Below are 19,779 nucleotides of genomic sequence, written 5' to 3'. Positions count from 1 at the left end.
GCCCTGAAGCTCGCTATGCCCGTTGACTCCAAGCTCATCCGCAACTTCTCCATCATCGCCCACATCGATCACGGCAAGTCCACGCTCGCCGACCGCATCCTCGACGCGACCGGGGCGCTCACCGCCCGCGAGCAGAAGGAGCAGTTCCTCGACAAGATGGACATCGAGCGCGAGCGGGGGATCACGATCAAGGCCCAGACCGTCCGGCTCGACTATGCAGCGAAGGACGGGCAGACCTACCGGTTCCACCTCATCGATACGCCCGGGCACGTCGACTTCAACTACGAGGTCTCGCGCAGCCTCCAGGCATGCGAGGGGGCGCTGCTCGTCGTCGATGCCACCCAGGGCGTCGAGGCGCAGACCCTCGCCAACGTCTTCCTCGCCCTCGACAACAACCTCGCGATCCTCCCGGTCCTCAACAAGATCGACCTCCCCTCGGCCGACATCGAGCGGACGACCCGCGAGATCGAGGACGTCATCGGCCTCGACTGCTCCGGCGCCATCCCCGCCAGCGCCAAGACGGGGATCGGCATCGCCGAGATCCTCGAGGCGGTGGTCGAGCGCGTCCCCGCGCCGAAGGGCGACCTGAACGCGGCGCCCCGCGCCCTCATCTTCGACAGCTGGTACGATAGCTACCGCGGCGCGGTGGTCATGGTGCGCGTCGTCGACGGCGTCCTCCGCAAGGGGCAGAAGGTCCGCTTCATGGCGACCGGCCGCGACTACGAGGTCACGGAGATGGGCGTGTTCACGCCCCACGCGACCGCCCTCACCGAGCTCGGGCCAGGGGAGGTCGGCTTCCTCGTCGGCAACATCAAGAGCGTCGTCGACACAAAGATCGGCGACACGGTGACCGACGCGGTCCACCCCGCGACGGTCCCGCTGCCCGGCTTCAAGGAGGTCAAGCCGATGGTCTTCGCCGGGATCTTCCCGACGGACTCGGCCCAGTACGAGGACCTCCGCGACGCCCTGTCGAAGCTCCACATGAACGACGCGGCGTTCGTCTTCGAGCCCGACACGTCCGAGGCGCTCGGGTTCGGCTTCCGGTGCGGCTTCCTCGGCCTGCTCCACATGGAGATCATCCAGGAGCGGCTCGAGCGCGAGTACAACCTCGACCTCATCACGACCGCGCCGAGCGTCGTCTATCACTGCTTCCTGGGCGACGGCTCGATGAAGTCGATCGAGAACCCGGCGAAGCTCCCGCCGCCGAACCTCATCGAGCGCATCGAGGAGCCGATCTTCCGGATGACCGTCCACGTGCCGTCGACGTACGTCGGCGCCGTCCTCGCCCTGTGCCAGGAGCGGCGCGGGGAGCAGAAGTCGATCCAGTACGCCTCGTCCGACCGCGTGATCATCACCTACGACATGCCCCTCAGCGAGGTGCTCTTCGACTTCCACGACAAGCTGAAGAGCGTGTCGCGCGGCTACGCGTCGATGGACTACGAGCTCGTCGGGTACCGCGCCGACGACCTCATCAAGCTCGACATGATGGTGAACGGCGACCCGCTCGACGCCCTGAGCGTCATCGTGCACCGGGACAAGGCCTACGCCCGGGGCCGGGACCTCGCGGTGAAGCTCAAGGACATCGTGCCGCGCCAGCAGTACGAGGTCGCCATCCAGGCGGCGATCGGGTCGAAGATCATCGCGCGGACGACCGTGAAGGCGATGCGCAAGGACGTGACCGCCAAGTGCTACGGCGGCGACATCAGCCGGAAGCGCAAGCTCCTCGAGAAGCAGAAAGAGGGCAAGAAGCGGATGAAGATGGTCGGGAGCGTCGAGATCCCGCAGGAGGCGTTCCTCGCCATCCTGAAGATCGACTGAGGCGCGGGGCAGGGCGCTGGCGGCACGCGGGCGTGGCGGCGCGCGCGCCCCGCCCGTATAAGCCGCCCATGCAGCCCGCCCCCGTCCGTCCGCGCGATCGCCGCGCGGCGCACCCTGTCCTCGCCCTTGCCCTCGGCCTCGCCGTCGTCGCGTGCGACGAGCCGCGCGCCCCGGCGCCGGGGGCGTCCGCCTCAGCTTCCGCGCCGCCGGCCGCGCCGAGCGCCGCGCCGGCCCAGAGCGCCGCGGCGCCCCCCGCGGCCACGGAGACCGCGAAGCGAGAGATGCCGCCGCGGCCGGTCCCGATCGGGTCGAGCGGGCCGATCCAGCCGAGCGCCCCGGCCGAGCAGCAGATGATGGCGATCCAGTACACGCTCGCCATGGTGTCGCCGCAGCCGACCGATCCCCTCGTGGACAAGGCCTACCTCGAGCGGATCCTGCCGAAGCTCGCCACGGCGGTGCGCACCGCGGACAAAGGCAAGACCCCGCCGAGCCCCGTGAAGCCGGCCAAGGGGAACAGGAAGATCGAGGTCGACATGGGCAAGGGGTGCACCGAGCGTACCCCGTCGAACCTGCTCGCGCAGCGGGCAGGCTCGTCTCTCAGGGAGGCGTACGACGCGGGGGTCCTCGTCGTCTCCTGCCACGACGCCCTGTGGGAGTGCCACCAGTCGACACGAGATCCGAGCGACGTCCTATGCCACGCAGCGCCGCGGCGCTGAGCGTGGTATGGGCTGCGTCTGCCATGCAGGAGACGCTTGCCTACTCGGTCCCCGGCGCCAACGCGCTCCCTCGACTGGATCCGCTCGCCGACATGCTCGACGAGCTGAACCGCGACCGCCCGCCGCTCGCCCGGCTGCGCCATGACGCCACCATCGCGTTCGGTCCCGCGATGCGCGTCGAGCGCTTCGTCCTGGGCAACGGGCTCAAGGTGCTCGTGCTCGCCGACGCCACGGCGCCCGTGGTCTGTCTGCAGACCTGGTTCGGCGTCGGCTCGCGCCACGAGCGCGTGGGCAAGACGGGCATCGCTCACCTGTTCGAGCACCTCATGTTCGGCGAGACGGAGAGCGTCGCCCACGGCTCGTTCGACCGGATGCTCGAGGAGGCCGGCGCCGAGACGAACGCGGCGACGTTCCTCGACTGGACCTACTACCACACGAACCTGCCGAAGGACGCGCTCGAGCTCACCCTCCGCCTCGAGGCGGAGCGCATGGCGCGGCTCGTCCTCCGCGACCCCCAGGTGTCGAGCGAGAAAGAGGTCGTCGCCAACGAGCGGCGGCAGCGGGTCGAGGACGACGTCGACGGGGCGGTGAGCGAGCTGCTCTATAAAGAGGCGTTCAGCGAGCACGCCTACGGGTGGCCGACCATCGGCTGGATGGAGGACATCAAGGGCTTCACGACCGAGGACTGCCTCGAGTTCTACCGGACGTACTACGCCCCCAACAACGCGGCGCTGGTCGTCGTCGGCGACGTCGCGCTCGAGCAGGCGCTGCGGGTAGTGCAGGACCACTACGGCACGCAGGAGCCGTCGAAGCTCCCGGTGGAGGACGTGTGCCCCGAGCCGCCGCAGGTCGCGGAGCGCCGCGCCGAGGTGGCGAAGCCGACCGCCACGCACAAGATCGCGATGGGCTACCGCTCGCCGGCGCTCGGGGACTTCGACCACGCGCCCCTCGTGCTGCTGAACGAGATCCTCTTCGCCGGGCGGTCGTCGCGCGTGCACCGCGCGCTCGTGCAGGAGCAGGAGATCGCGAGCGAGATCCGCGGCTGGGTCGGCTCGTTCCGCGACCCCGCGCTGTACGACATCTATCTCTGCGCCCGCGGCGCCCACACCGGCGAGGCGCTGCTCGCGGCCCTCGATCCGCTCCTGGAGGCGGTGAGCCGCGCCCCGGTCAGCGAGGCGGAGCTCGACCGGGCGAAGGCGCGCATCGAGCTCTCGATCCTGCAAGGGCTCGAGACGGTCGCCGGCAAGGCCGAGCAGATCGGCTTCTACGAGACGGTGCTCGGCGATCCCGCGGCCCTGTTCGAGCGGCTCGCCGCCTACCGGCGGGCCACCGTGGGGGACCTCCTGCGCGTGGCGCGGCGCTACCTCGTGAGCTCGGCGCGGACCGTGGTCCACGTGATCCCGGACGGATCGAGCACCGACGACGACGGGGACGAGGCGGACGCGGAGAGCGAGGAGGCATCGTGAGCCAGAGCGTGAAGAGCGGCCTCGCGTGGGGCGCCGAGGGACAGGGCAGGGGAGCGTCGGCCGGGCGCGTTCTGCCTCGCGACGGGGCGGTGCTCGTGGAGACGAGCCACGCGCTCCCCATCGTCAGCATCGTTGTCGCGTTCGGCTCCGGCGCGGCGCACGACCCGGTCGGGCGCGAGGGGCTCGCCCGGATCACGGCGCGCATGCTCCGCCGCGGGGCGGAGGGCCACAGCGCGAACGAGATCGAGGAGACGATCGACGCGCTCGGCGGGGAGTTCGGCGCCGACGTGGCGACGAGCGCGACGACGGTCCACTTCGAGGTGATCAAGCGCTCGCTCGATCGGTTCATCGAGCTCGGGGCCACGCTCCTCGCGCGCCCGACGTTCTCGCCGCCCGAGCTCGCGCGGCTCCTGCGCGAGGCCGAGGCCGAGCTCATCGAGGCGCGCGACAGCGATCGCTCACTCTGCAGCCGCGCCTTCCGGCGCACGCTGTTCGCGGGGCACCCCTACGGCCGCCGCATCGCGGGCACCATCCCGACGCTGCGGGAGATCACGCGCGACGACGTCGCGGCCTTCTATGCGCGGCACTACACCCGGCGCAACGCGATCGTGGCCATCTCGGGCGACATCGAGCCCAGCGAGGCGCACCGGGTCGCGGAGCGCCTCCTGTCCGGCCTGGCCGAGGGCGAGGCGATCGCCGATCCGGTGACGGAGCCGAGCCCAAGGCCGGGGCGGTGCCTCGTGTTCGTCGACAAGTCCGAGCGGACGCAGACGCAGATGGTCATCGGCGGGCTCGGCACCGACGCCCACGACCCGGATCACATGGCGCTCCTGGTCGCGAACACCGTCTTCGGGGGCACCTTCTCGTCGCGGCTGATGCAGGAGGTGCGCGCGAAGCGTGGCTGGTCCTACGGCGCCTCGTCGCGGGCGGGCTTCGATCGGCACCGCGACGCCTTCACCATGTGGACCGCGCCCGCGGCGCAGGACGCCGCCGCGTGCCTCTCCCTGCAGCTCGGGCTGCTCGAGGCGCTGCGGCGCGACGGGATCACCGAGGACGAGCTCACGTTCGTGAAGCGCTACCTCGTCCGCTCCCACGCGTTCGAGATCGACACCGCGAGGAAGCGCGTGCACCAGAGGCTCGAGGAGATCCTGTACGACCTGCCAGCGGGGTACCACGAGACCTACCTGAAGCGGGTCGAGGAGGTCACGCTCGCGGACGCGAACGCCGCCGTGCGGCGCCGGATCTCGGAGGACGATCTCGTGATCGGCGTCGTCGGGACGCACGAGGAGATCGGGGAGGCGGTCGCCGCGGCCATCCCGAGGCTGACCGAGGTGAAAGTCGAGCCGCACGACCTCGAGTAGCGGAGCGTCGTCGATCCCAGGCGGGATCGCCGACGCACGGAGCTGGGGCGCACCCGCGACGGGCGCGCCCCCGCAGCGCCGGGCGCACGCCCGTTGCGGACGCCCGATCCGAGGCGGCGCGGCCCAGGCGATGGCGACGCCGGGTGGCCGGTTCGGACGAAGGCGGAGCGACCGCGAGCGCGATCGCAACCGTCGCATGACCGCCGGCATCGAAGGCGCTGCTTCTTCGCGAGATCAGGGCAGAGATCGCGCTGCGATCGAGGATTTTCGGCGCCTTCGGCCGCGATCGTTCCGCACGCGACATTCGATGGGCGCCCCGGCGCTCCCCGGCGCCGGCTCGCGAGGGCGAACGACGGGAGCTCGCGATGAAGGCACGAACGATCAACCCGCTGGTCCTCGCGGCGGCGACCGCGCTGAGCGGGACCGCCGCTGCGGCGGTCCCGATCACGATCACCCATCAGGGGCGCCTGTTCGATGCGGCAGGCCAGCCCATCGACGACACGCTCGAGGTGGTGTTCGCTTTCTACGATGCGCTCGACGCCACCGTGCCCATCTGGAGCGAGGTCCACTCCATCACGTTCGACCACGGGTACTTCTCGGCCGACCTCGGCGATCTCGCGCCCGTCGACAAGCCGGTCTTCAACGGCACGGCACGCTACCTGGGGATCACCGTGGGGGAAGACCCCGAGATGCGCCCGCGCGCCAGGATCGCGAGCGTTCCGTACGCGCTCCAGGCCAGCAACGTCGCCGGCGACATCACGCCGAACTCCATCGCTGTCGGCGGCCGCCTCGTCATCGACAGCAGCGGCGTGTGGGTCGGCGATCCCGTGGGTCTGCAGGGCGCGCAAGGTCCGATCGGGCCTGTGGGGCCGCCTGGTGAGCCGGGGCCGCCCGGTGAGCCGGGGCCGCCCGGTGAGCCGGGGTCGCCCGGTGAGCCCGGGGCGGCCGGCGCACAGGGGCCTCCCGGCGTGCTCTCGAGCACCTCCGTCTCCGGCGTGGGCGCCGACCCCCGGTCAACGCTTCAGTTCCTGGCTGCACCTGCCACCGTGAACGTGACCGACCTGGGGCAGCGCGTCTTCGTCGTGTCGAACAAGGCGCTCGGCGCCGCGGCGTCCCCTGCGGATCGGCTCTTTCTCTGGATCTGTTCCCAGCAGCTCGTGCCGCTCGGCGATATCCAGCGGACCGGGACCGGCGTCTATGCGCTCCGCGTCCCGGCGAACACCAGCATCAGCATGGGGCTGAGCGCGGTGCTCTTGCTGCCCCCCGGCCAGCACAACGTCGGTCTCTGCGGGAGCTCGGAGAGCCCCTTCTGGACCAACAACGATTATTCGTACACCTCCGCTGTCGTCACCATGGAGTAAGGTCCGGGCTGGGAGCCCAGCCTCGCGCACCACGGCCTGCGCGGCGCCTGCCCCGCGATTTCCACCATGCAGAAGGAGCTGATGACCCCCGCGGCGATCCTGCTCGGCAGCCTCTTCATCGCGGTGGGTCTCTACCTGGGTCTCCAGCGCCCGGCGCCCTCCGCCGGGGCCCCTCCGGCCAGCGTGGAGGCTGCGGCAGCCTCCATGAGGGCGCCACCGGTACCGGCGGCGGACGCGCCGTCTCCCTCACGGCCTCGCCCGGCGCCGGCCGCGGCCCCGCCGGAGCAGCCGGGCGCGCTCTACAAGCGCGTCCAGGCGGACGCCATCAGGGCCCTCGAAGCGCGGCGGCCGCTCTTCGTGAAGCAGTGCTGGGAGCCTTCGCTCAGCAAGAGCCCAACGCCGGCGCGCGCCAAATACCTCTTCAACATGACCTTCGACGAGTCCGGGAAGGAGATCGCCCGCGGCATCAGCGAGGTGCGAGGGATGGAGCGCCCCGACGCAGCGCAGTGCCTCCGGCTGATCCCGCTCGGGATCGGCGTGCCGCCGCCCGGGACGCGCGTCGCCGTCGAGGTCGAGATGATCCTGCCGTGAGCGCGCCGCCGCCGCGGCCTCGCAGCAGCGACGCCGCTCCGCCGCCGTTTGGTCCGCGCCGGGCGCTGGGCTAAGGTCACGCCGTGCCCTGGCTCGCTGAGCTCGCCCTGCACCTGAGCCGCGTGCTGCACCTCGCGGTCCTCGCCATCGCGCCCACGTGGCTCTCGCCCGAGCCGCTGCCATCGGCCGCGCTCGCGCTCTCGGGCGCGCTCTCGGCGGCCGCGCTCGCGGCGGCGCTCGGCCTGTCGGCGTGGTTCGCCGCGCGGATCGAGACGCGGCTCGCCAGGAACGGAGCGGCGCTGCTGTGGCTCGCGATCGCCGCGGCGCTCGCGGCCGCGCTCTACTACCGCGGGCCTCGCGCGCCGCTCGCGCAGGGGGTCGCGCTCGTCGGCGTGCCGCTGTGGGCGGCGCTCGCGACGCTCGCCGCGGCCGCGGCGGAGCACTGGCTCGGATCGAGCTTCAAGCACCGGCGGATGGGGGCCGCGATCGTCGTGATCGGCCTCGGCGCCGTCCAGCTGCTCGGGGCCGCGCCCCTGCTCGGGTCGCGCGAGCGGATGTGGTGGGCGGCGCTGCGCCGCGACGGTGCGCACCTGCGCGCGGTCGACGAGGTCGCGAGACCGCTCCTCGAGCGGCGCAAGCTCGACGAGCTCGACGGGGTCGCGGCGCGCTGCCTGAAGATGCACCCCGTCGCCGCCGCGCCCGCAGCGCCGGCCACGTGCGCCTGCCTGGCGCTCCGCGCCGAGGCGAGGCTGCACGCCAGGAACGCCGTCGCCGCCCTCCGCGACGCGGAGGCAGCGCGCGAGCGATGCCCGGATCAGCAGAGCACGCGCGCCGTCCTGGCGGAGGCGCTCGCCGTCGCCGGCCGCCCCGAGCGCGCAGAGGCCGAGGCGCGGGCCGCGCTCGAAGAGGGCGGCGACCCGGCGCGGCTCCGCTACGCGCTCGCCCTCGCGCACGAGCGCGCAGGCCGCCTACCGGACGCCAGGGCCGAGGCGGAGCGCGCGATCGAGGCCGGCGCCGGCCGGAAGGCGCGGCTGCTCGCGGGCGCGCTGGCCATCCTCGCCGGCGATCTCGACGGGGCGAAGGCGCACCTCGCGCCGCTCGCCGAGCAGGATCCCTCCGACGCCGAGGTGCTGTACAACCTCGCGCTCATCGCCGACAAACGCGGCGACTACAACGGCGCCCGCCAGGGCTACCTCGCCGCCCTGAAGGCCGATCCGAGGAACGCCGAGGCGCGCTACAACGTCGCGCTCCTGACGTACCGCGCGGGCATCGTCGAGGAGTCGCGCCACCACGCGCGCAAGTTCCTCGACACGTTCCCGGACGATCCGCGCGGCAGCCAGCTCGCGCAGACGACGGGCACGCCGCTCGGCGCCGCGGGGGGCGGCAGCGCGCTTCCATCCCGGTCCGGCGCGCGGCGGTCCCCGCAGGAGCCCGCGGCGAGCTCGGGCTCTCGCTAGCGCCGCGCGCCCGAGGTCCTGCGAGGTTCGTGACGCGTGGCACAAGCCGCGATCGCATAGCGCCCTCCGATGCGGGCGAGCTGACGGAACCGACGGCAATCGACGGAACCGACGGCAACCAGCAGCAAACGACGCGCGCCTCGACCGAATTGCGCTGGCCAGCAGTTCCTTTTTGCACGGCGCAAAGGTGACCCTGGACGTCCACCTGTGATATTCCAGAAGGTCTGGGAGGCTGCGTGACACCCGCCGCGGGGACCACCGTTGCCGATCGCTTTCGCCTCGTGCGTCCGCTCAGGCAAGGCGGGATGGGCTCGGTGTGGCTCGCTCAGCACATGGGCCTCGACATCCCGTGTGCGATCAAGTTCATGCACGCGCAGGGCGTCTCGAAGGAGGTGCGGCTCCGCTTCGAACGGGAGGCGAAGGTCGCAGCGCAGATCCGCAGCCCCCACGTCGTGCAGATCCTGGACCACGGTGTGTGGCAAGGGACGCCGTACATCGCGATGGAGTACCTCGATGGGGAGGACCTCGACACCCGCATCCAGCGGGTGGGGCGGCTCGACCCGTACGACACGATGGCGATCACGGCGCAGGTGGCGCGCGCCCTCACGCGGGCCCACGCGGCCGGCCTGGTCCATCGCGATCTCAAGCCGGCCAACATCTTCCTCGTCCGGGACGACGACCGGGAGATCGCCAAGGTGCTCGACTTCGGCATCGCAAAGGACAGCACGCCGCGCGTCACCTCCACGACGAAGACCGGCTCGCTGCTCGGGACCCCCGCGTACATGAGCCCGGAGCAGGCGCAAGGGACCAAGCGCATCGATCACCGCTCGGACCTCTGGTCGCTCGCCGTCGTGGTGTTCGAGTGCCTGACCGGCAATCTCCCGTTCAACAGCGAGGCGTTCGGCGATCTGCTCCTCAAGATCATGGTCAAGCCGCTGCCCGTGCCGTCGCAGCTCGCCCCCGTGCCGCCCGGCTTCGACGCCTGGTGGGCCCGCGCGGCGTCGCGCGAGCCGGAGGGCCGCTTCCAGAGCGCGAAGGAGTTCTGCGACGCGCTCGCGATCGCCCTCGACATCGCGAGCGACAGCTTCGAGTCGAGGATGAGCCTCGTCCCGTTCCGCGCGCCCGGCGAGCGCGCCTCGGTGGAGCTCGGGTTCGCCCCGCGCTCGAGGGGGAGCGCGACGCCCCTCGACGCCGGGCCCGACAGCGCCGCGCCGTCGCTCGGCGACGCGGCCACGCTGGTCGCCTCGTCGGAGGCCGAGGCCGAGCGGATCTCGACGAGCTCCGGCGTGACGGTGGCCTCGCCGGGAGAGGCGCAGACGGCGTCCGCGATGTCGGGCCGCCAGATGCGGTCGCAGACCGCCAGCGCGCTGGTCTCGGTGGTGTCTCCCCCGATCCGGCGGCCCGTCGTCGGGCGCGTGCTCGCCGCTGCAGGGGCCTCCGCGGTCGTCCTCGTCGCCATCGGGTTCTTCGTCCTGCGCGGAGCGAGCCCCGGCGCCCCGGCGCAGCCGCTCGCGCAGCCGGCTCCCACGGCGTCGGCGTCCGGTGTGCCGCGGGGCCCCGACGTCGCGGCGTCATCCTCCGCGCCGGTGCCGGCGCCCGAGCCGCCCGCCTCGGCGGCCAGCGCCGCCGCGCCGGCGCCCGCGGCCTCGTCGGCGCCCGCGGCCTCGTCGGCGGCGCCCCGGAGCGGCCTGCGCGCTCCCGCGGGGCACCCCGCTCAGGCGAAGCCGCGTGCTCCGGCGCCGGCCGGTAGCGTGCGCCGCAAGCCGAAGCCGACGGATTTCGGCATCTGAAGTTCACCCGCAGCATCTCGCATAGACCTTGTTCGTATGGCTCGTCGACTAGGGATCGCTTCCTTGCTGCTCGCGCTGACCTGCGCGCCCGCCGCGCTGGCACAGGTCTCGGACGCCGATCGCGCGACGGCGCGCTCGCTCGCCGTGGAGGGTCAGGAGGCCCTCGAACGGAAGGACTTCTCCGCCGCGCTCGATCGGTTCGGCCGCGCCGACGCCATCATCCACGCCCCGACGCTGCTGCTCGGCGTCGCTCGAGCCCAGGTGGGCGTGGGCCAGTGGATCGCGGCCCAGGAGTCGTACAGCCGCATCGTCCGCGAGGGGGCGCCGGAGAAGTCGCCCGAGCAGTTCTTCGAGGCGATCGCGGACGCTCAACGGGAGCTCGACGCGCTCGCGCCCCGGATCCCGCAGGTGCTCATCTCGGTGCGCGGGCCGGACACCGCCGCCGTCACGATCGATGGCGAGCCCGTGCCGCGCGCCGCCCTCGGGGTCCGGCGGCCGGTCGATCCGGGCGACCACACCGTCCGCGCGGAGGCGGCGGGGTTCGCTCCGGCCGAGGTGAAGGTGACCCTGGCGGAGGGCGCCAGCGAGACCGTCGCGCTCGAGCTCAAGCCGGTCGCGTTGCCGCCGTCGGTCGCGTCGCCTCCGCCGGTCGCGCCGTCGCCCGACACGGGCCCTGGCGCGCCTTCGGGCGGCAGCAGCCGCACCGTCCTCGGGATCACCGCGCTGGGGCTCGGCGGCGTCGGCCTCGCGGCCGGCGCGGTGGGCGGCGTGCTCGCGATCGGCAAGCACGGCGACCTCTCGGAGCGCTGCCCCGCCGGCCGGTGCGACCCGTCGCTCCAGGGCGAGGTCGACAGCTACCACGCGATGGGCACGCTCTCGACGATCGGGTTCGCGATCGGCGCCGTGGGCGTCGGCGCGGGGGCGTTCCTTCTCCTGACAGCGCCGAGGTCGCCGCAGCGCGCCGGGATATCGATCACACCCGTGATCGGGCTCGGCTCCGCGGGAGCGAAGGGGAGTTTTTGATGCGCCAGGCGCTCCAGGTCGGCTTGATGCTCAGCGTTGCCGTCGCGATCGCCTCTGCATGCACAAGCGTGCTCGGCGACTTCACGATGGGAGAGCCCGGCGCGAGCTCGTCCGGTGGGTCCTCCGGGTGCCCGACGGGCATGGCGGACTGCAACGGCGACACGTTCTGCGAGGTGAACCTGCATGACGACCCCCAGAATTGCGGCGCTTGCGGCGCGGTGTGCCTGGACGAGGGGATGTGCAGCGAGAGCGGCTGCAGCGGGGTCACCGAGATCGCGCGCGGGTTCCCGACCCCGGCGGGCGCGAACGCGAGGCTCCTCGTCATCTACCAGGACGAGGTCTACTGGACGGCCGGCGTGGGCGCGAACGGCAGCGTGCAGAAGGTGCCGGCCCTCGGCGGGCCGGTCACGCTGCTCGCCGCCGGGCAGAACGCTCCGTACGGGATCGCCGTCAACCAGCAAGGCGTCTTCTGGTCCAACCTCAACGACACGAACATCATGTGGGTGGACCGCGAGGGACAGGAGACGCCGAAGGTGATCTACGACTCGAACCACGCGACCCTCGGCGTCGCGGCGGACGAGAGCGACGTGTTCTGGGCGCAGCGCGCGGGCGGCATCGGCGTGCCCGGGAAAGGCAGCCTCATCGGCCAGATCGCGATGCTCGACGCGTGGCCGAACGACGAGGGGGCGAACGACGAGTTCCACGAGGACGATGAGGCGTCGCCGCACCTCGTCGCGCTCGACGCGGAGCACGTGTACTGGGTCGATCGGAGCGCGCGCGGCACGGTGAACCGGACGCGACGAGACACCGGCGACACGGTCGAGCTGGCGGACGAGCAGCCGTTCCCGTACGCCATCGCCGTCGACGACGCGTTCGTCTACTGGACCAACAGCCCGCGCAGCAACGACACCGACCTGCAAGCCGCCGTGATGAGGGCGCCGAAGGACGGCTCGCGGGAGGCGATGGCGATCTGGAAGCCTTCCGAGGACGACAACGTGGAGCACCCGTCCCCCGACTGCATCGCCGTGGATGGGAACGACGACTACGTCTACTGGACCGATCAAGGGACGCCCCGCGTCCTGCGGAAGCGCAAGGACGGCCGCGGGAGGCCGCAGGTGCTGTACAGAGGCGGCGCGCCGCGCGGGATCGCGCTCCACGGCGGGCTCGTCTTCTGGGTGGAGGAGAAGGGCGCCGGCGGGGTGCGCAAGCTGCCCCGCTGAGAAGGAGCGCGCCCGGCGCAGCCTCGCCTCGACGTCGAGCGCGCTGGATCAGCCCGCGGCGTCGCGCAGCCGGTCGACGTCGACGCCCAGCCGGCCCGACATGTCGTCGGCGGCCGCGACGACCCGCGCACCCTGGATGATGTCCCGCGCCATGAGCTGCGTGGAGAGGATCGCGCAGAACGCCATGTCGTCGGTGTTGCTCATCGACTTGCCGCCGGTCTTGCGGCACTTCGCGATGAGCGACGCGACGGGCTGCGCCTGCCAGATGCCCGCGTCCTTGATGGCGTCCGGCGACAGGCACATCTCCACGTAGTCCGGCGTCCCGCTCCCGAAGAACGGCTGCACGACGGGCGCGCGGTACGGCTGCTTCTTCCGCGCGAGGACGCCGGGCGGCAACAGATCGCCCATCGCGCGCTTCAGCACGTGCTTCTCGTCGAGGGTGCGGAGCTTGAGCGCGTCCGGCAGCGCGTCCGCCACGTCCATCACGTTGGGATCGAGGAACGGGAAGCGCCCCTCGACCGAGTTCGCCATCATCATGCGCTCGCCCTGGGAGGAGAGCAGGTAGCCGGAGAGCAGGGTCGTGATCTCCAGGTACTGCGCGCGCGCGAGCGGCGTCCAGCGCATGAAGTCGGCGGGCAGCTGCTCCCTCAGGCGATCGGCGGCGGCGGTGTCGCTGACGCCCTCGCGCATCGCGGGGTCGAGCATCAGCTTGATGCGGCTCGTGGCGTCCCAGCGCGGGCGATGGGAGTAGAACGGGTCGCCCGTCTGCGCGAGGTTCCGCCCGAAGAAGGCCTTGGCCATCTCGACCTGCGCGACCGGCGACCGCTGCAGGTAAGGGTAGAGCCGGAGGAGGAGCTGGGGCCGGAGCTTGCTGTCCGGGTGGCGCGCCCAGAAGCGGCGGACCCGGTCCTCGCGGAAGATGTCGTAGCCGGCGAAGAACTCGTCGGCGCCTTCGCCCGTCAACACCACGCGGTACCCGCTCTGCCGGACGAGGCGCGCCAGGATGAACAACGGCGCCGGGGCGGTGCGCAGGAGCGGGGCCTCGGCGTGGTAGACGACATCCGGAAAGACGCCGGCGATGTCGGCGTCACTGCACTGGATCGAGGCGTGGGACGTGCCGAGGTGCGCGACGGCGGCGCGCTGGTACTCGGCCTCGTCGAACTCGCGCTCGGCGAACTCGACCGAGAAGGTGCGCAGCGGAACCTCGCGGTTCGACGCGATCAGCGCCGCGACGATCGTGGAGTCGAGCCCGCCGCTCAGGTAGCTGCCGACGGGGACGTCGGCGCGCAGGCGGATCGTCGAGCCGCCGCGGACCGCCTCGCGCACGCTCGAGACGAGCGAGACCTCGTCGCCGCCAGGCGCGCGCCCGTGGGGGAACTCGGGCCGGAAGCGGATCGAGACGCGCGGCGCCACGTCGCGATCGAGATCGAGCGTCGCCACAGCGCCCGGCGGGATCTGTTGGATGCCTTCGTACGAGGTGAGCGGGGCGACAGGCGCCCAGAACGTCAGGGCCTCGTCGAGGCCCTCGCGGGAGATCGCGCGGGGGATGGTGGGGTCCTGGAAGAGCGACTTCACCTCGCTGGCGAACCGGAGGACGCCGCGGTGGACCGTCCAGAAGAGCGGGTTGATGCCGACGCGGTCGCGCGAGAAGAACGCGCGCCTCCGCTTGACGTCCCAGAGGACGAACGCCCACTGGCCGTTCAGCCGATCGACCATGGCCTCGCCGTACTCGGCGTAGGCGTGGATCAGCGCCTCGGTGTCGCTCTTGGTCCGGAAGTGGTGGCCCTTCGCCGTGAGCTCCTCGCGGAGCTCGATGTAGTTGAAGATCTCGCCGTTGAAGCAGACCCAGAGCGTCTCCTCGGCGTTGGCCATGGGCTGCCACCCGCCGTCGAGGTCGATGATCGACAGGCGGGCGTGGGCCAGCGCGACGTGGCGATCGCGGTAGATGCCGAAGCCGTCGGGGCCGCGGTGGCGCAGCGCTCGAGCCATCTTGAGGGCCAGGTCGCGGTCGGGGTTCGGCGCGTCGGAGCGGAGGTTGATCAGGCCGGCGATACCGCACATATCAGATGAGCTCGCTCTTCTTGACTTTGCCGCTCGCCGTCTTAGGGAGCGTATCCATGAACTCGACGAACTTGGGCACGGCGAACTCGTCGAGCTCGGACCGCACCTTCTTGCGGACGTCGTCGGCCGTCACCGCGGCATCGGGGGCCTTCACGACGGCGGCCTTCACCGCGACGCCGAGCACCTGATCCGGCACACCGACGACCGCCGCCTCGATCACGCCAGGGACCTTGCAGATCACCGACTCGACCTCGAGGGGGCTCACCTTCTCGCCGCGGGTCTTGATGATGTCGTCCTTGCGCGCGACGAAGTAGAGGTATCGCTCCTCATCCATCTTGAAGAGATCGCCGGTGTGGAGCACGACCTCGCCCGGGAGGGGCCCTGGCCGGAGCGCGCGCGCGGTCGCGTCGGGGTTCTTCCAGTAACCGCGCATCACGTTCGGCCCGCGCACGACGAGCTCGCCTACCTCGCCCGGCTCCGCCCGCGTGCCGTCCTCCCGCTCGATCCAGAGCTCCTCGTTCGGCATCGCGATGCCCACGGAGGACGGTCGCTCCAGCGCCAGCGATGGCGGCAGGTAGCAGACGCGCGTGCACTCGGTCTGGCCGTACATCGCGACGAACGAGACGTTGGGCAAAAGCTCGCGGAGGCGCAGGAGCTGCGGCGCCGGGAGCCCGTACGCGGCGTTCGTCATGTAGCGGAGCGCCGACAGGTCGGCCTTCGCGAAGTTCTTGAGCGACAGCATCGAGGCGAAGATCGTCGGCACGCCCGCGAAGCCGGTGGCGCGCTCCTCGGCCATCTTCTGGACGATGGGCCACGGCATGGAGAAGCCCTTCTCCAGCACGACGGCCCCGCCGAACGCGTGCGTCACGAGCAGCTGGAAGAGCCCGTAGGTGTGCGACAGCGGCAGCACGCAGAGGATCACGTCGTCCGCCGTGTGCTCGAGGTACGCGCCGATCGCCGCGGTGCTGTTGCGGAGGTTCTGGTGCGTCAGCATGACCCCCTTCGACTCGCCCGTGCTGCCGCTCGTCCAGCAGAGCGTCGCGAGGTCGAGCTCGATGGCGCGGCGCTCGGGGGCGTCGCTCGGCGCGCCGGCCAGCGCCTCCTCCAGGTCGCGCCCCTCGGGCGAGGGGCCGGCCGCCGCGGCCGGGGGCGCCGTGCCGCTCAGGAACGTCGCCGCCGGCCTCGCGGCGGGCGGGAGCGCCGCCATGGCGGCGAGGCCGTCGCGCATGCCGCGCGCCGCCACGAGCACGCGCGGCTCGGCGAGCTCCATCACCTGGGCGAGGCGCCGGGGTCGCATCGCGGTGCCGAGCAGCGACGGCACCCCGTCGGCCCGGAGCGTGCCGTAATAGGCGACGACCGCGTCCACGCCGTTGTCGAGCGCGATCATGACGCGATCGCCGCGCTGCACGCCCGACTCGCGGAAGAGGGCGGCGCAGCGGTCGGCGAGCGCGTCGAGCTCGCGGTACGTGAGCCGCCGCCCCTCGGAGACCAGCGCGACGTGGTCGGGGCGTGAAGCCGCGAACGATCGCAGCGCTGAGTCGATGAGAAAGCGATCCGAGCGCGGATCGCGACGAGCGGTGTGCTGCGTGCTCATGCGCCCCCCGGGGTGTTCGGGCTAGTTGCTGCTCTTCTTCCCGTTGACGTAGGTCACGAGCCGGGCGATCGAGCCGAAATTCTCCGGCACCATCTCCTCGTCAGCGACCTGGATGCCGAGGTCCTGCTCGAGGAACTGGACGATCTCGAGGACGGCCGTCGAGTCCAGGATCCCTTGATCGAGCAAAGGGACCTCGGCCCCAAGATCGGCGGTAGCGCCCCTGTATCCGAACGAGGCGACCAGGAAGTTGCGAATCGTCGATTCGATGCTGGAAGTGCTCATGGAGTTAATTCCTACGTCTATCACCCTCCAGGCTTTCCTGTCGAGAACACTCGGCGGAGCGGGGTTGCGGTGTGCAGACCGCCGCAGGGCGCTGTCCGCCCTCGGGGGGACGCTGCCGAGGTGAGAGTCGCGACTCGCGGTCTCGCGGCATCGTCGCGAGTCCGTCGTGGTCATGGAGCGGTCTCGCGCGAGCGCGTCCCGCCTCTCACGTCTCATCGTCGACGCGGGCTGCGCTGTTTCCGGCCGGTTTCACGCCCGGGGCAGCGCCGCCGGGCGTCGACGCTGGCCCGGGTGGCGCGAGGGGCGCGGATCGTCAGGCGTGGCTCTGATCGCGGACGAGCAGCGGCTGCGCGTGGAGGTACTGCGCTACCCGGCGCTTCGCCTCGATGTCCTTGAACACGCGCTCGACCTGCTCCGGCTTGATGCCGACGGCGGACGCCGCCTCCGCGGCCGGGACCTTGTTGTTGTAGGCGTAGAGGCAGAGGTCCATCTTGTCGTAGGGGAGCGCGAAGTAGAACTCGTCCTGCCCCTGAGGCAGCGAGAACGTGTCGGTGGTCGGCGCGCGCCTGCAGATGTCGGCGGGGACGCCGATGTACTCGGCGAGCGCGTAGACCTGGCTCTTGTACAGGTGCGCGATCGGCTTGAAGTCCGCGGCGCCGTCTCCCTGCTTCACGAAGAAGCCCTGATCGTACTCGAGCAGGTTCGGCGTGCCGGCGGCGGCGTAATTGAGCCTGTCTGCGTGGTAGTACTCCATCATCTTGCGGATGCGCTGCTTGAAGTTCGTCGCGGCGACGAGCTGCAGGTACGCGTTCAGCGGCATCCGCTTCACGCGCGGCTCCTCGCCGGGCGGCTGTGCCGTCAGCTGCGAGACGTTCAGCCGGTCGCTCTCGAGGATGGAGGGCAGGGTGATCTTGAACTTCCAGCTCTCGTTGTAGTCCGGGTAGACCATCCGGATCGCCTCGTCCTGCCGCTCGTAGCAACGGAGGCCGGTCAGCGCGGGCTTGATGTTCTCGATGACCGCCTCGATGCCGAGCTGCTCGGCGAGCAGCTTGCCGAGCCGGAGCGCGTCGTCCGAGGTGTCGCGCTCGGGCATGAAGAGGCCGAGCACCTTGTCCTTGCCGAGCGCGCGGACGCACAGCGTCGAGACGACGGAGCTGTCGATCCCGCCCGAGATCCCGACCACGGCCCCGCGCCGCCGCAGCGTGCCGAATACCTGAGCCCGGATGGCCTGCTCGATCTCCTGCGCTACTGCCGGGGCATCGATCCTGAGGACGTCTCGCGAAAACATGGTTGGCATCCACCCTTTCAAAAAGATGGACCAGCCTATTAAAACGCGGCGCGGCAGGGAACCCCGTTCGCTGCCGCGCCGCCGCAAGCCCGGGCGGCCAAGCGAGGAGCCGGCGCCGGCGCCTCGCGTCGCGCGGGGCGAGAGCAGCCATCCGCCCCCCCTGCGCGGACCGCGGCGGGGCGGCGCGGCCCCGTCAGGGCGCGGGCCGCGGCTCGCCGGTCGCGGAGAACTCGTTGGTCTCCGCGGCCAGGATCCAGAGCACCGCCATCCTGACCGCGACGCCGGCCTCGACCTGGTCGAGGATCACGCTCTGCTGGCCGTCCGCGATGCGCGGATCGATCTCCACGCCGCGGTTCATCGGCCCCGGGTGCATCACGATCGCGTCCGGCTTCGCGAGCGCGAGCCGGGCCGGGCTCAGCCCGAAGGTGCGGCTGTACTCGCGCGTGCTGGGCAGGAAGCTGCCGCTCAGCCGCTCGCGCTGCACCCGCAGCATCATCACCACGTCGGCGCCCTCGAGGGCGGGCTCGATCCGGTCGTAGAGGGTCGCGCCGAGCGACTCGCCTGCGACCGGCAGGAGCGTGCGCGGCCCGGCGAAGCGGACCCGCGCGCCCATCGTCGTGAGCAGGTGCGCGTTCGAGCGGGCCACGCGGCTATGGACGATGTCGCCGCAGATGGCGACCTCCAGCCCCTCCAGCCGCCCCTTGGCGCGCCGGATGGTGAACGCGTCGAGCAGCGCCTGCGTCGGGTGCTCGTGCGTGCCGTCCCCCGCGTTGATGACCGCCGCGCGCGTGCGCGCGACGATGTGGTGCGGCGCGCCGGACGCGCTGTGCCGGATGACGAGGACGTCGGGCTGCATCGCCTGGAGGTTCTGCACCGTATCGAGCAGCGACTCCCCCTTGACGGCGCTCGATGTGGAGACGCTGATGTTGATGACGTCGGCGCTGAGGCGCTTGCCCGCGAGCTCGAACGACGTCCGCGTGCGCGTCGACGGCTCGTAGAACAGGTTCACGACCGTCTTGCCGCGGAGCGTGGGCACCTTGCGCACGCTCCGCCGGGAGACGTCGAAGAGCGACTCGGCGGCGTCCAGGAGGGCCACGATCTCGGGCCGCGTGAGCCCCTCGATGCCGAGCAGGTGTCGGTGCGGGTAGATCCTCCTCATGCGCTGGCTTACGTCCCTTCCGGGGGAGCTGGGGGCTCCGAGATCTTGGCTCCAACGGCGGTGACGAGAGCCCAGAGCTCGCCAGCGCGCTCCACGACGTCGACGCGCTGCCCGGGGGCGAGCTCGACCGCGCGGACGATGTAGTCAGGGTGAATCGGCAGCTCTCTGCCGCCGCGATCGACGAGCGCGACGAGCTCGATCCGCTGCGGTCGCCCGTAGTCGAGCACCGCGTCGAGCGCCGCGCGGATGGTGCGGCCGGTGTAGATCACGTCGTCGACCAGCACGATGCGCCGGCCGTCGACGGGGAAGGTGATGTGGCTGGGGCCGATGCGCGGGTTCGGCAGGGCGGTCGCGGCGTCGTCGCGGTAGAGCGTGATGTCGACGGCGCCGACCGGCGGCGATTGCCCCTCGATCTCGAGGAGCAGCGCGGCGAGCCGCCTGGCCAGCGGCTCGCCGCCCCGTCGGATCCCGATGAGCGCCAGATCGTCCACGCCGCGGCCTCGCTCGGCGATCTGGAGCGCGATACGCCGCAGGCCGCGCCCGATGGCGGCCGGGTCGAGCAGAGCTTCCATGGCGCGGCGAGGGCTAGCAC

The 19,779-nt window shown here is 71.7% G+C and carries 16 protein-coding genes; 10 read left to right on the top strand and 6 right to left on the bottom strand.

Annotation, left to right across the window (positions count from 1 at the left end; all coding sequences use genetic code 11):
• The first annotated feature begins 15 nt into the window (after positions 1–15).
• The 10 genes from lepA (at position 16) to WMF28_RS18790 (ending at position 12,803) form a co-directional block, all read left to right on the top strand.
• Positions 16–1,818 carry a translation elongation factor 4 gene (gene lepA, locus WMF28_RS18835; protein ID WP_437603626.1) on the top strand — a complete coding sequence of 601 codons (1,803 nt, stop codon included), beginning with the start codon at positions 16–18 and terminating at the stop codon, positions 1,816–1,818.
• Positions 1,819–1,886: 68 nt separating this feature from the next.
• Positions 1,887–2,534 carry a hypothetical protein gene (locus tag WMF28_RS18830; protein ID WP_437603625.1) on the top strand — a complete coding sequence of 216 codons (648 nt, stop codon included), beginning with the start codon at positions 1,887–1,889 and terminating at the stop codon, positions 2,532–2,534.
• A 23-nt stretch (positions 2,535–2,557) separates the two neighbouring features.
• Positions 2,558–4,000 carry a M16 family metallopeptidase gene (locus tag WMF28_RS18825; protein ID WP_437603624.1) on the top strand — a complete coding sequence of 481 codons (1,443 nt, stop codon included), beginning with the start codon at positions 2,558–2,560 and terminating at the stop codon, positions 3,998–4,000.
• The gene (locus WMF28_RS18820; protein WP_437603623.1) at positions 3,997–5,361 is read left to right on the top strand and encodes a M16 family metallopeptidase; all 1,365 of its coding nucleotides are present in this window, start codon (positions 3,997–3,999) and stop codon (positions 5,359–5,361) included. The genes WMF28_RS18825 and WMF28_RS18820 overlap by 4 nt, the downstream gene beginning before the upstream one ends.
• 365 nt (positions 5,362–5,726) lie before the next feature.
• Positions 5,727–6,722 carry a collagen-like protein gene (locus WMF28_RS18815; protein WP_437603622.1) on the top strand — a complete coding sequence of 332 codons (996 nt, stop codon included), beginning with the start codon at positions 5,727–5,729 and terminating at the stop codon, positions 6,720–6,722.
• A gap of 66 nt (positions 6,723–6,788) precedes the next feature.
• Complete coding sequence (locus WMF28_RS18810) at positions 6,789–7,313, top strand: hypothetical protein (protein WP_437603621.1); 525 nt, start codon at positions 6,789–6,791, stop codon at positions 7,311–7,313.
• An 83-nt stretch (positions 7,314–7,396) separates the two neighbouring features.
• Positions 7,397–8,770: a tetratricopeptide repeat protein gene (locus WMF28_RS18805; RefSeq protein ID WP_437603620.1), complete on the top strand. Its 1,374-nt coding sequence runs from the start codon at positions 7,397–7,399 to the stop codon at positions 8,768–8,770.
• Between the two features lie 236 nt (positions 8,771–9,006).
• The gene (locus WMF28_RS18800) at positions 9,007–10,560 is read left to right on the top strand and encodes a protein kinase domain-containing protein (protein ID WP_437603619.1); all 1,554 of its coding nucleotides are present in this window, start codon (positions 9,007–9,009) and stop codon (positions 10,558–10,560) included.
• Between the two features lie 36 nt (positions 10,561–10,596).
• Positions 10,597–11,583 carry a PEGA domain-containing protein gene (locus WMF28_RS18795; protein WP_437603618.1) on the top strand — a complete coding sequence of 329 codons (987 nt, stop codon included), beginning with the start codon at positions 10,597–10,599 and terminating at the stop codon, positions 11,581–11,583.
• The gene (locus WMF28_RS18790) at positions 11,583–12,803 is read left to right on the top strand and encodes a lipoprotein receptor (RefSeq protein ID WP_437603617.1); all 1,221 of its coding nucleotides are present in this window, start codon (positions 11,583–11,585) and stop codon (positions 12,801–12,803) included. Before WMF28_RS18795 ends, WMF28_RS18790 begins: the two co-directional genes overlap by 1 nt.
• Positions 12,804–12,851: 48 nt before the next feature.
• Here the strand turns inward: WMF28_RS18790 and asnB are convergent, their stop codons facing one another.
• The 6 genes from asnB to pyrR all read right to left on the bottom strand — a co-directional run bounded on the left by asnB (position 12,852) and on the right by pyrR (position 19,759).
• Positions 12,852–14,864 (bottom strand): asparagine synthase (glutamine-hydrolyzing), encoded by a 2,013-nt coding sequence (gene asnB / locus WMF28_RS18785; RefSeq protein WP_437603616.1) that lies wholly within the window; start codon positions 14,862–14,864, stop codon positions 12,852–12,854.
• Between the two features lies 1 nt (position 14,865).
• Positions 14,866–16,458: a class I adenylate-forming enzyme family protein gene (locus WMF28_RS18780; protein WP_437603615.1), complete on the bottom strand. Its 1,593-nt coding sequence runs from the start codon at positions 16,456–16,458 to the stop codon at positions 14,866–14,868.
• A gap of 21 nt (positions 16,459–16,479) precedes the next feature.
• Positions 16,480–16,740 (bottom strand): acyl carrier protein, encoded by a 261-nt coding sequence (locus WMF28_RS18775; protein ID WP_061625355.1) that lies wholly within the window; start codon positions 16,738–16,740, stop codon positions 16,480–16,482.
• A gap of 313 nt (positions 16,741–17,053) precedes the next feature.
• Positions 17,054–18,028: an NAD(+) synthase gene (gene nadE / locus WMF28_RS18770; RefSeq protein WP_437603614.1), complete on the bottom strand. Its 975-nt coding sequence runs from the start codon at positions 18,026–18,028 to the stop codon at positions 17,054–17,056.
• A 193-nt stretch (positions 18,029–18,221) separates the two neighbouring features.
• Entirely contained in the window at positions 18,222–19,187 is a 966-nt protein-coding gene (locus WMF28_RS18765; RefSeq protein ID WP_437603613.1) for an aspartate carbamoyltransferase catalytic subunit, read from the bottom strand.
• A gap of 8 nt (positions 19,188–19,195) precedes the next feature.
• Positions 19,196–19,759 (bottom strand): bifunctional pyr operon transcriptional regulator/uracil phosphoribosyltransferase PyrR, encoded by a 564-nt coding sequence (gene pyrR / locus WMF28_RS18760; RefSeq protein WP_437603612.1) that lies wholly within the window; start codon positions 19,757–19,759, stop codon positions 19,196–19,198.
• Between the last annotated feature and the right edge of the window lie 20 nt (positions 19,760–19,779).

Origin of the sequence: Sorangium sp. So ce590, from assembly GCF_051521365.1 — a bacterium.
GTDB lineage: Bacteria > Myxococcota_A > Polyangia > Polyangiales > Polyangiaceae > Sorangium.
The sequence above is the reverse complement of the archived record's forward strand: the minus strand, read 5'-3'. Positions and strand labels throughout refer to the sequence as shown.

What these genes read in the sequence shown, in the direction of transcription:
- lepA (WP_437603626.1), top strand. Translation starts at nt 16, where the DNA reads ATGCCCGTTGACTCCAAGCTCATCCGCAACTTCTCCATCATCGCCCAC.
- WMF28_RS18830 (WP_437603625.1), top strand. Translation starts at nt 1,887, where the DNA reads ATGCAGCCCGCCCCCGTCCGTCCGCGCGATCGCCGCGCGGCGCACCCT.
- WMF28_RS18825 (WP_437603624.1), top strand. Translation starts at nt 2,558, where the DNA reads ATGCAGGAGACGCTTGCCTACTCGGTCCCCGGCGCCAACGCGCTCCCT.
- WMF28_RS18815 (WP_437603622.1), top strand. Translation starts at nt 5,727, where the DNA reads ATGAAGGCACGAACGATCAACCCGCTGGTCCTCGCGGCGGCGACCGCG.
- WMF28_RS18810 (WP_437603621.1), top strand. Translation starts at nt 6,789, where the DNA reads ATGCAGAAGGAGCTGATGACCCCCGCGGCGATCCTGCTCGGCAGCCTC.
- WMF28_RS18795 (WP_437603618.1), top strand. Translation starts at nt 10,597, where the DNA reads ATGGCTCGTCGACTAGGGATCGCTTCCTTGCTGCTCGCGCTGACCTGC.
- WMF28_RS18790 (WP_437603617.1), top strand. Translation starts at nt 11,583, where the DNA reads ATGCGCCAGGCGCTCCAGGTCGGCTTGATGCTCAGCGTTGCCGTCGCG.
- asnB (WP_437603616.1), bottom strand. Translation starts at nt 14,864, where the DNA reads ATGTGCGGTATCGCCGGCCTGATCAACCTCCGCTCCGACGCGCCGAAC.
- WMF28_RS18780 (WP_437603615.1), bottom strand. Translation starts at nt 16,458, where the DNA reads ATGAGCACGCAGCACACCGCTCGTCGCGATCCGCGCTCGGATCGCTTT.
- WMF28_RS18775 (WP_061625355.1), bottom strand. Translation starts at nt 16,740, where the DNA reads ATGAGCACTTCCAGCATCGAATCGACGATTCGCAACTTCCTGGTCGCC.
- nadE (WP_437603614.1), bottom strand. Translation starts at nt 18,028, where the DNA reads ATGTTTTCGCGAGACGTCCTCAGGATCGATGCCCCGGCAGTAGCGCAG.
- WMF28_RS18765 (WP_437603613.1), bottom strand. Translation starts at nt 19,187, where the DNA reads ATGAGGAGGATCTACCCGCACCGACACCTGCTCGGCATCGAGGGGCTC.
- pyrR (WP_437603612.1), bottom strand. Translation starts at nt 19,759, where the DNA reads ATGGAAGCTCTGCTCGACCCGGCCGCCATCGGGCGCGGCCTGCGGCGT.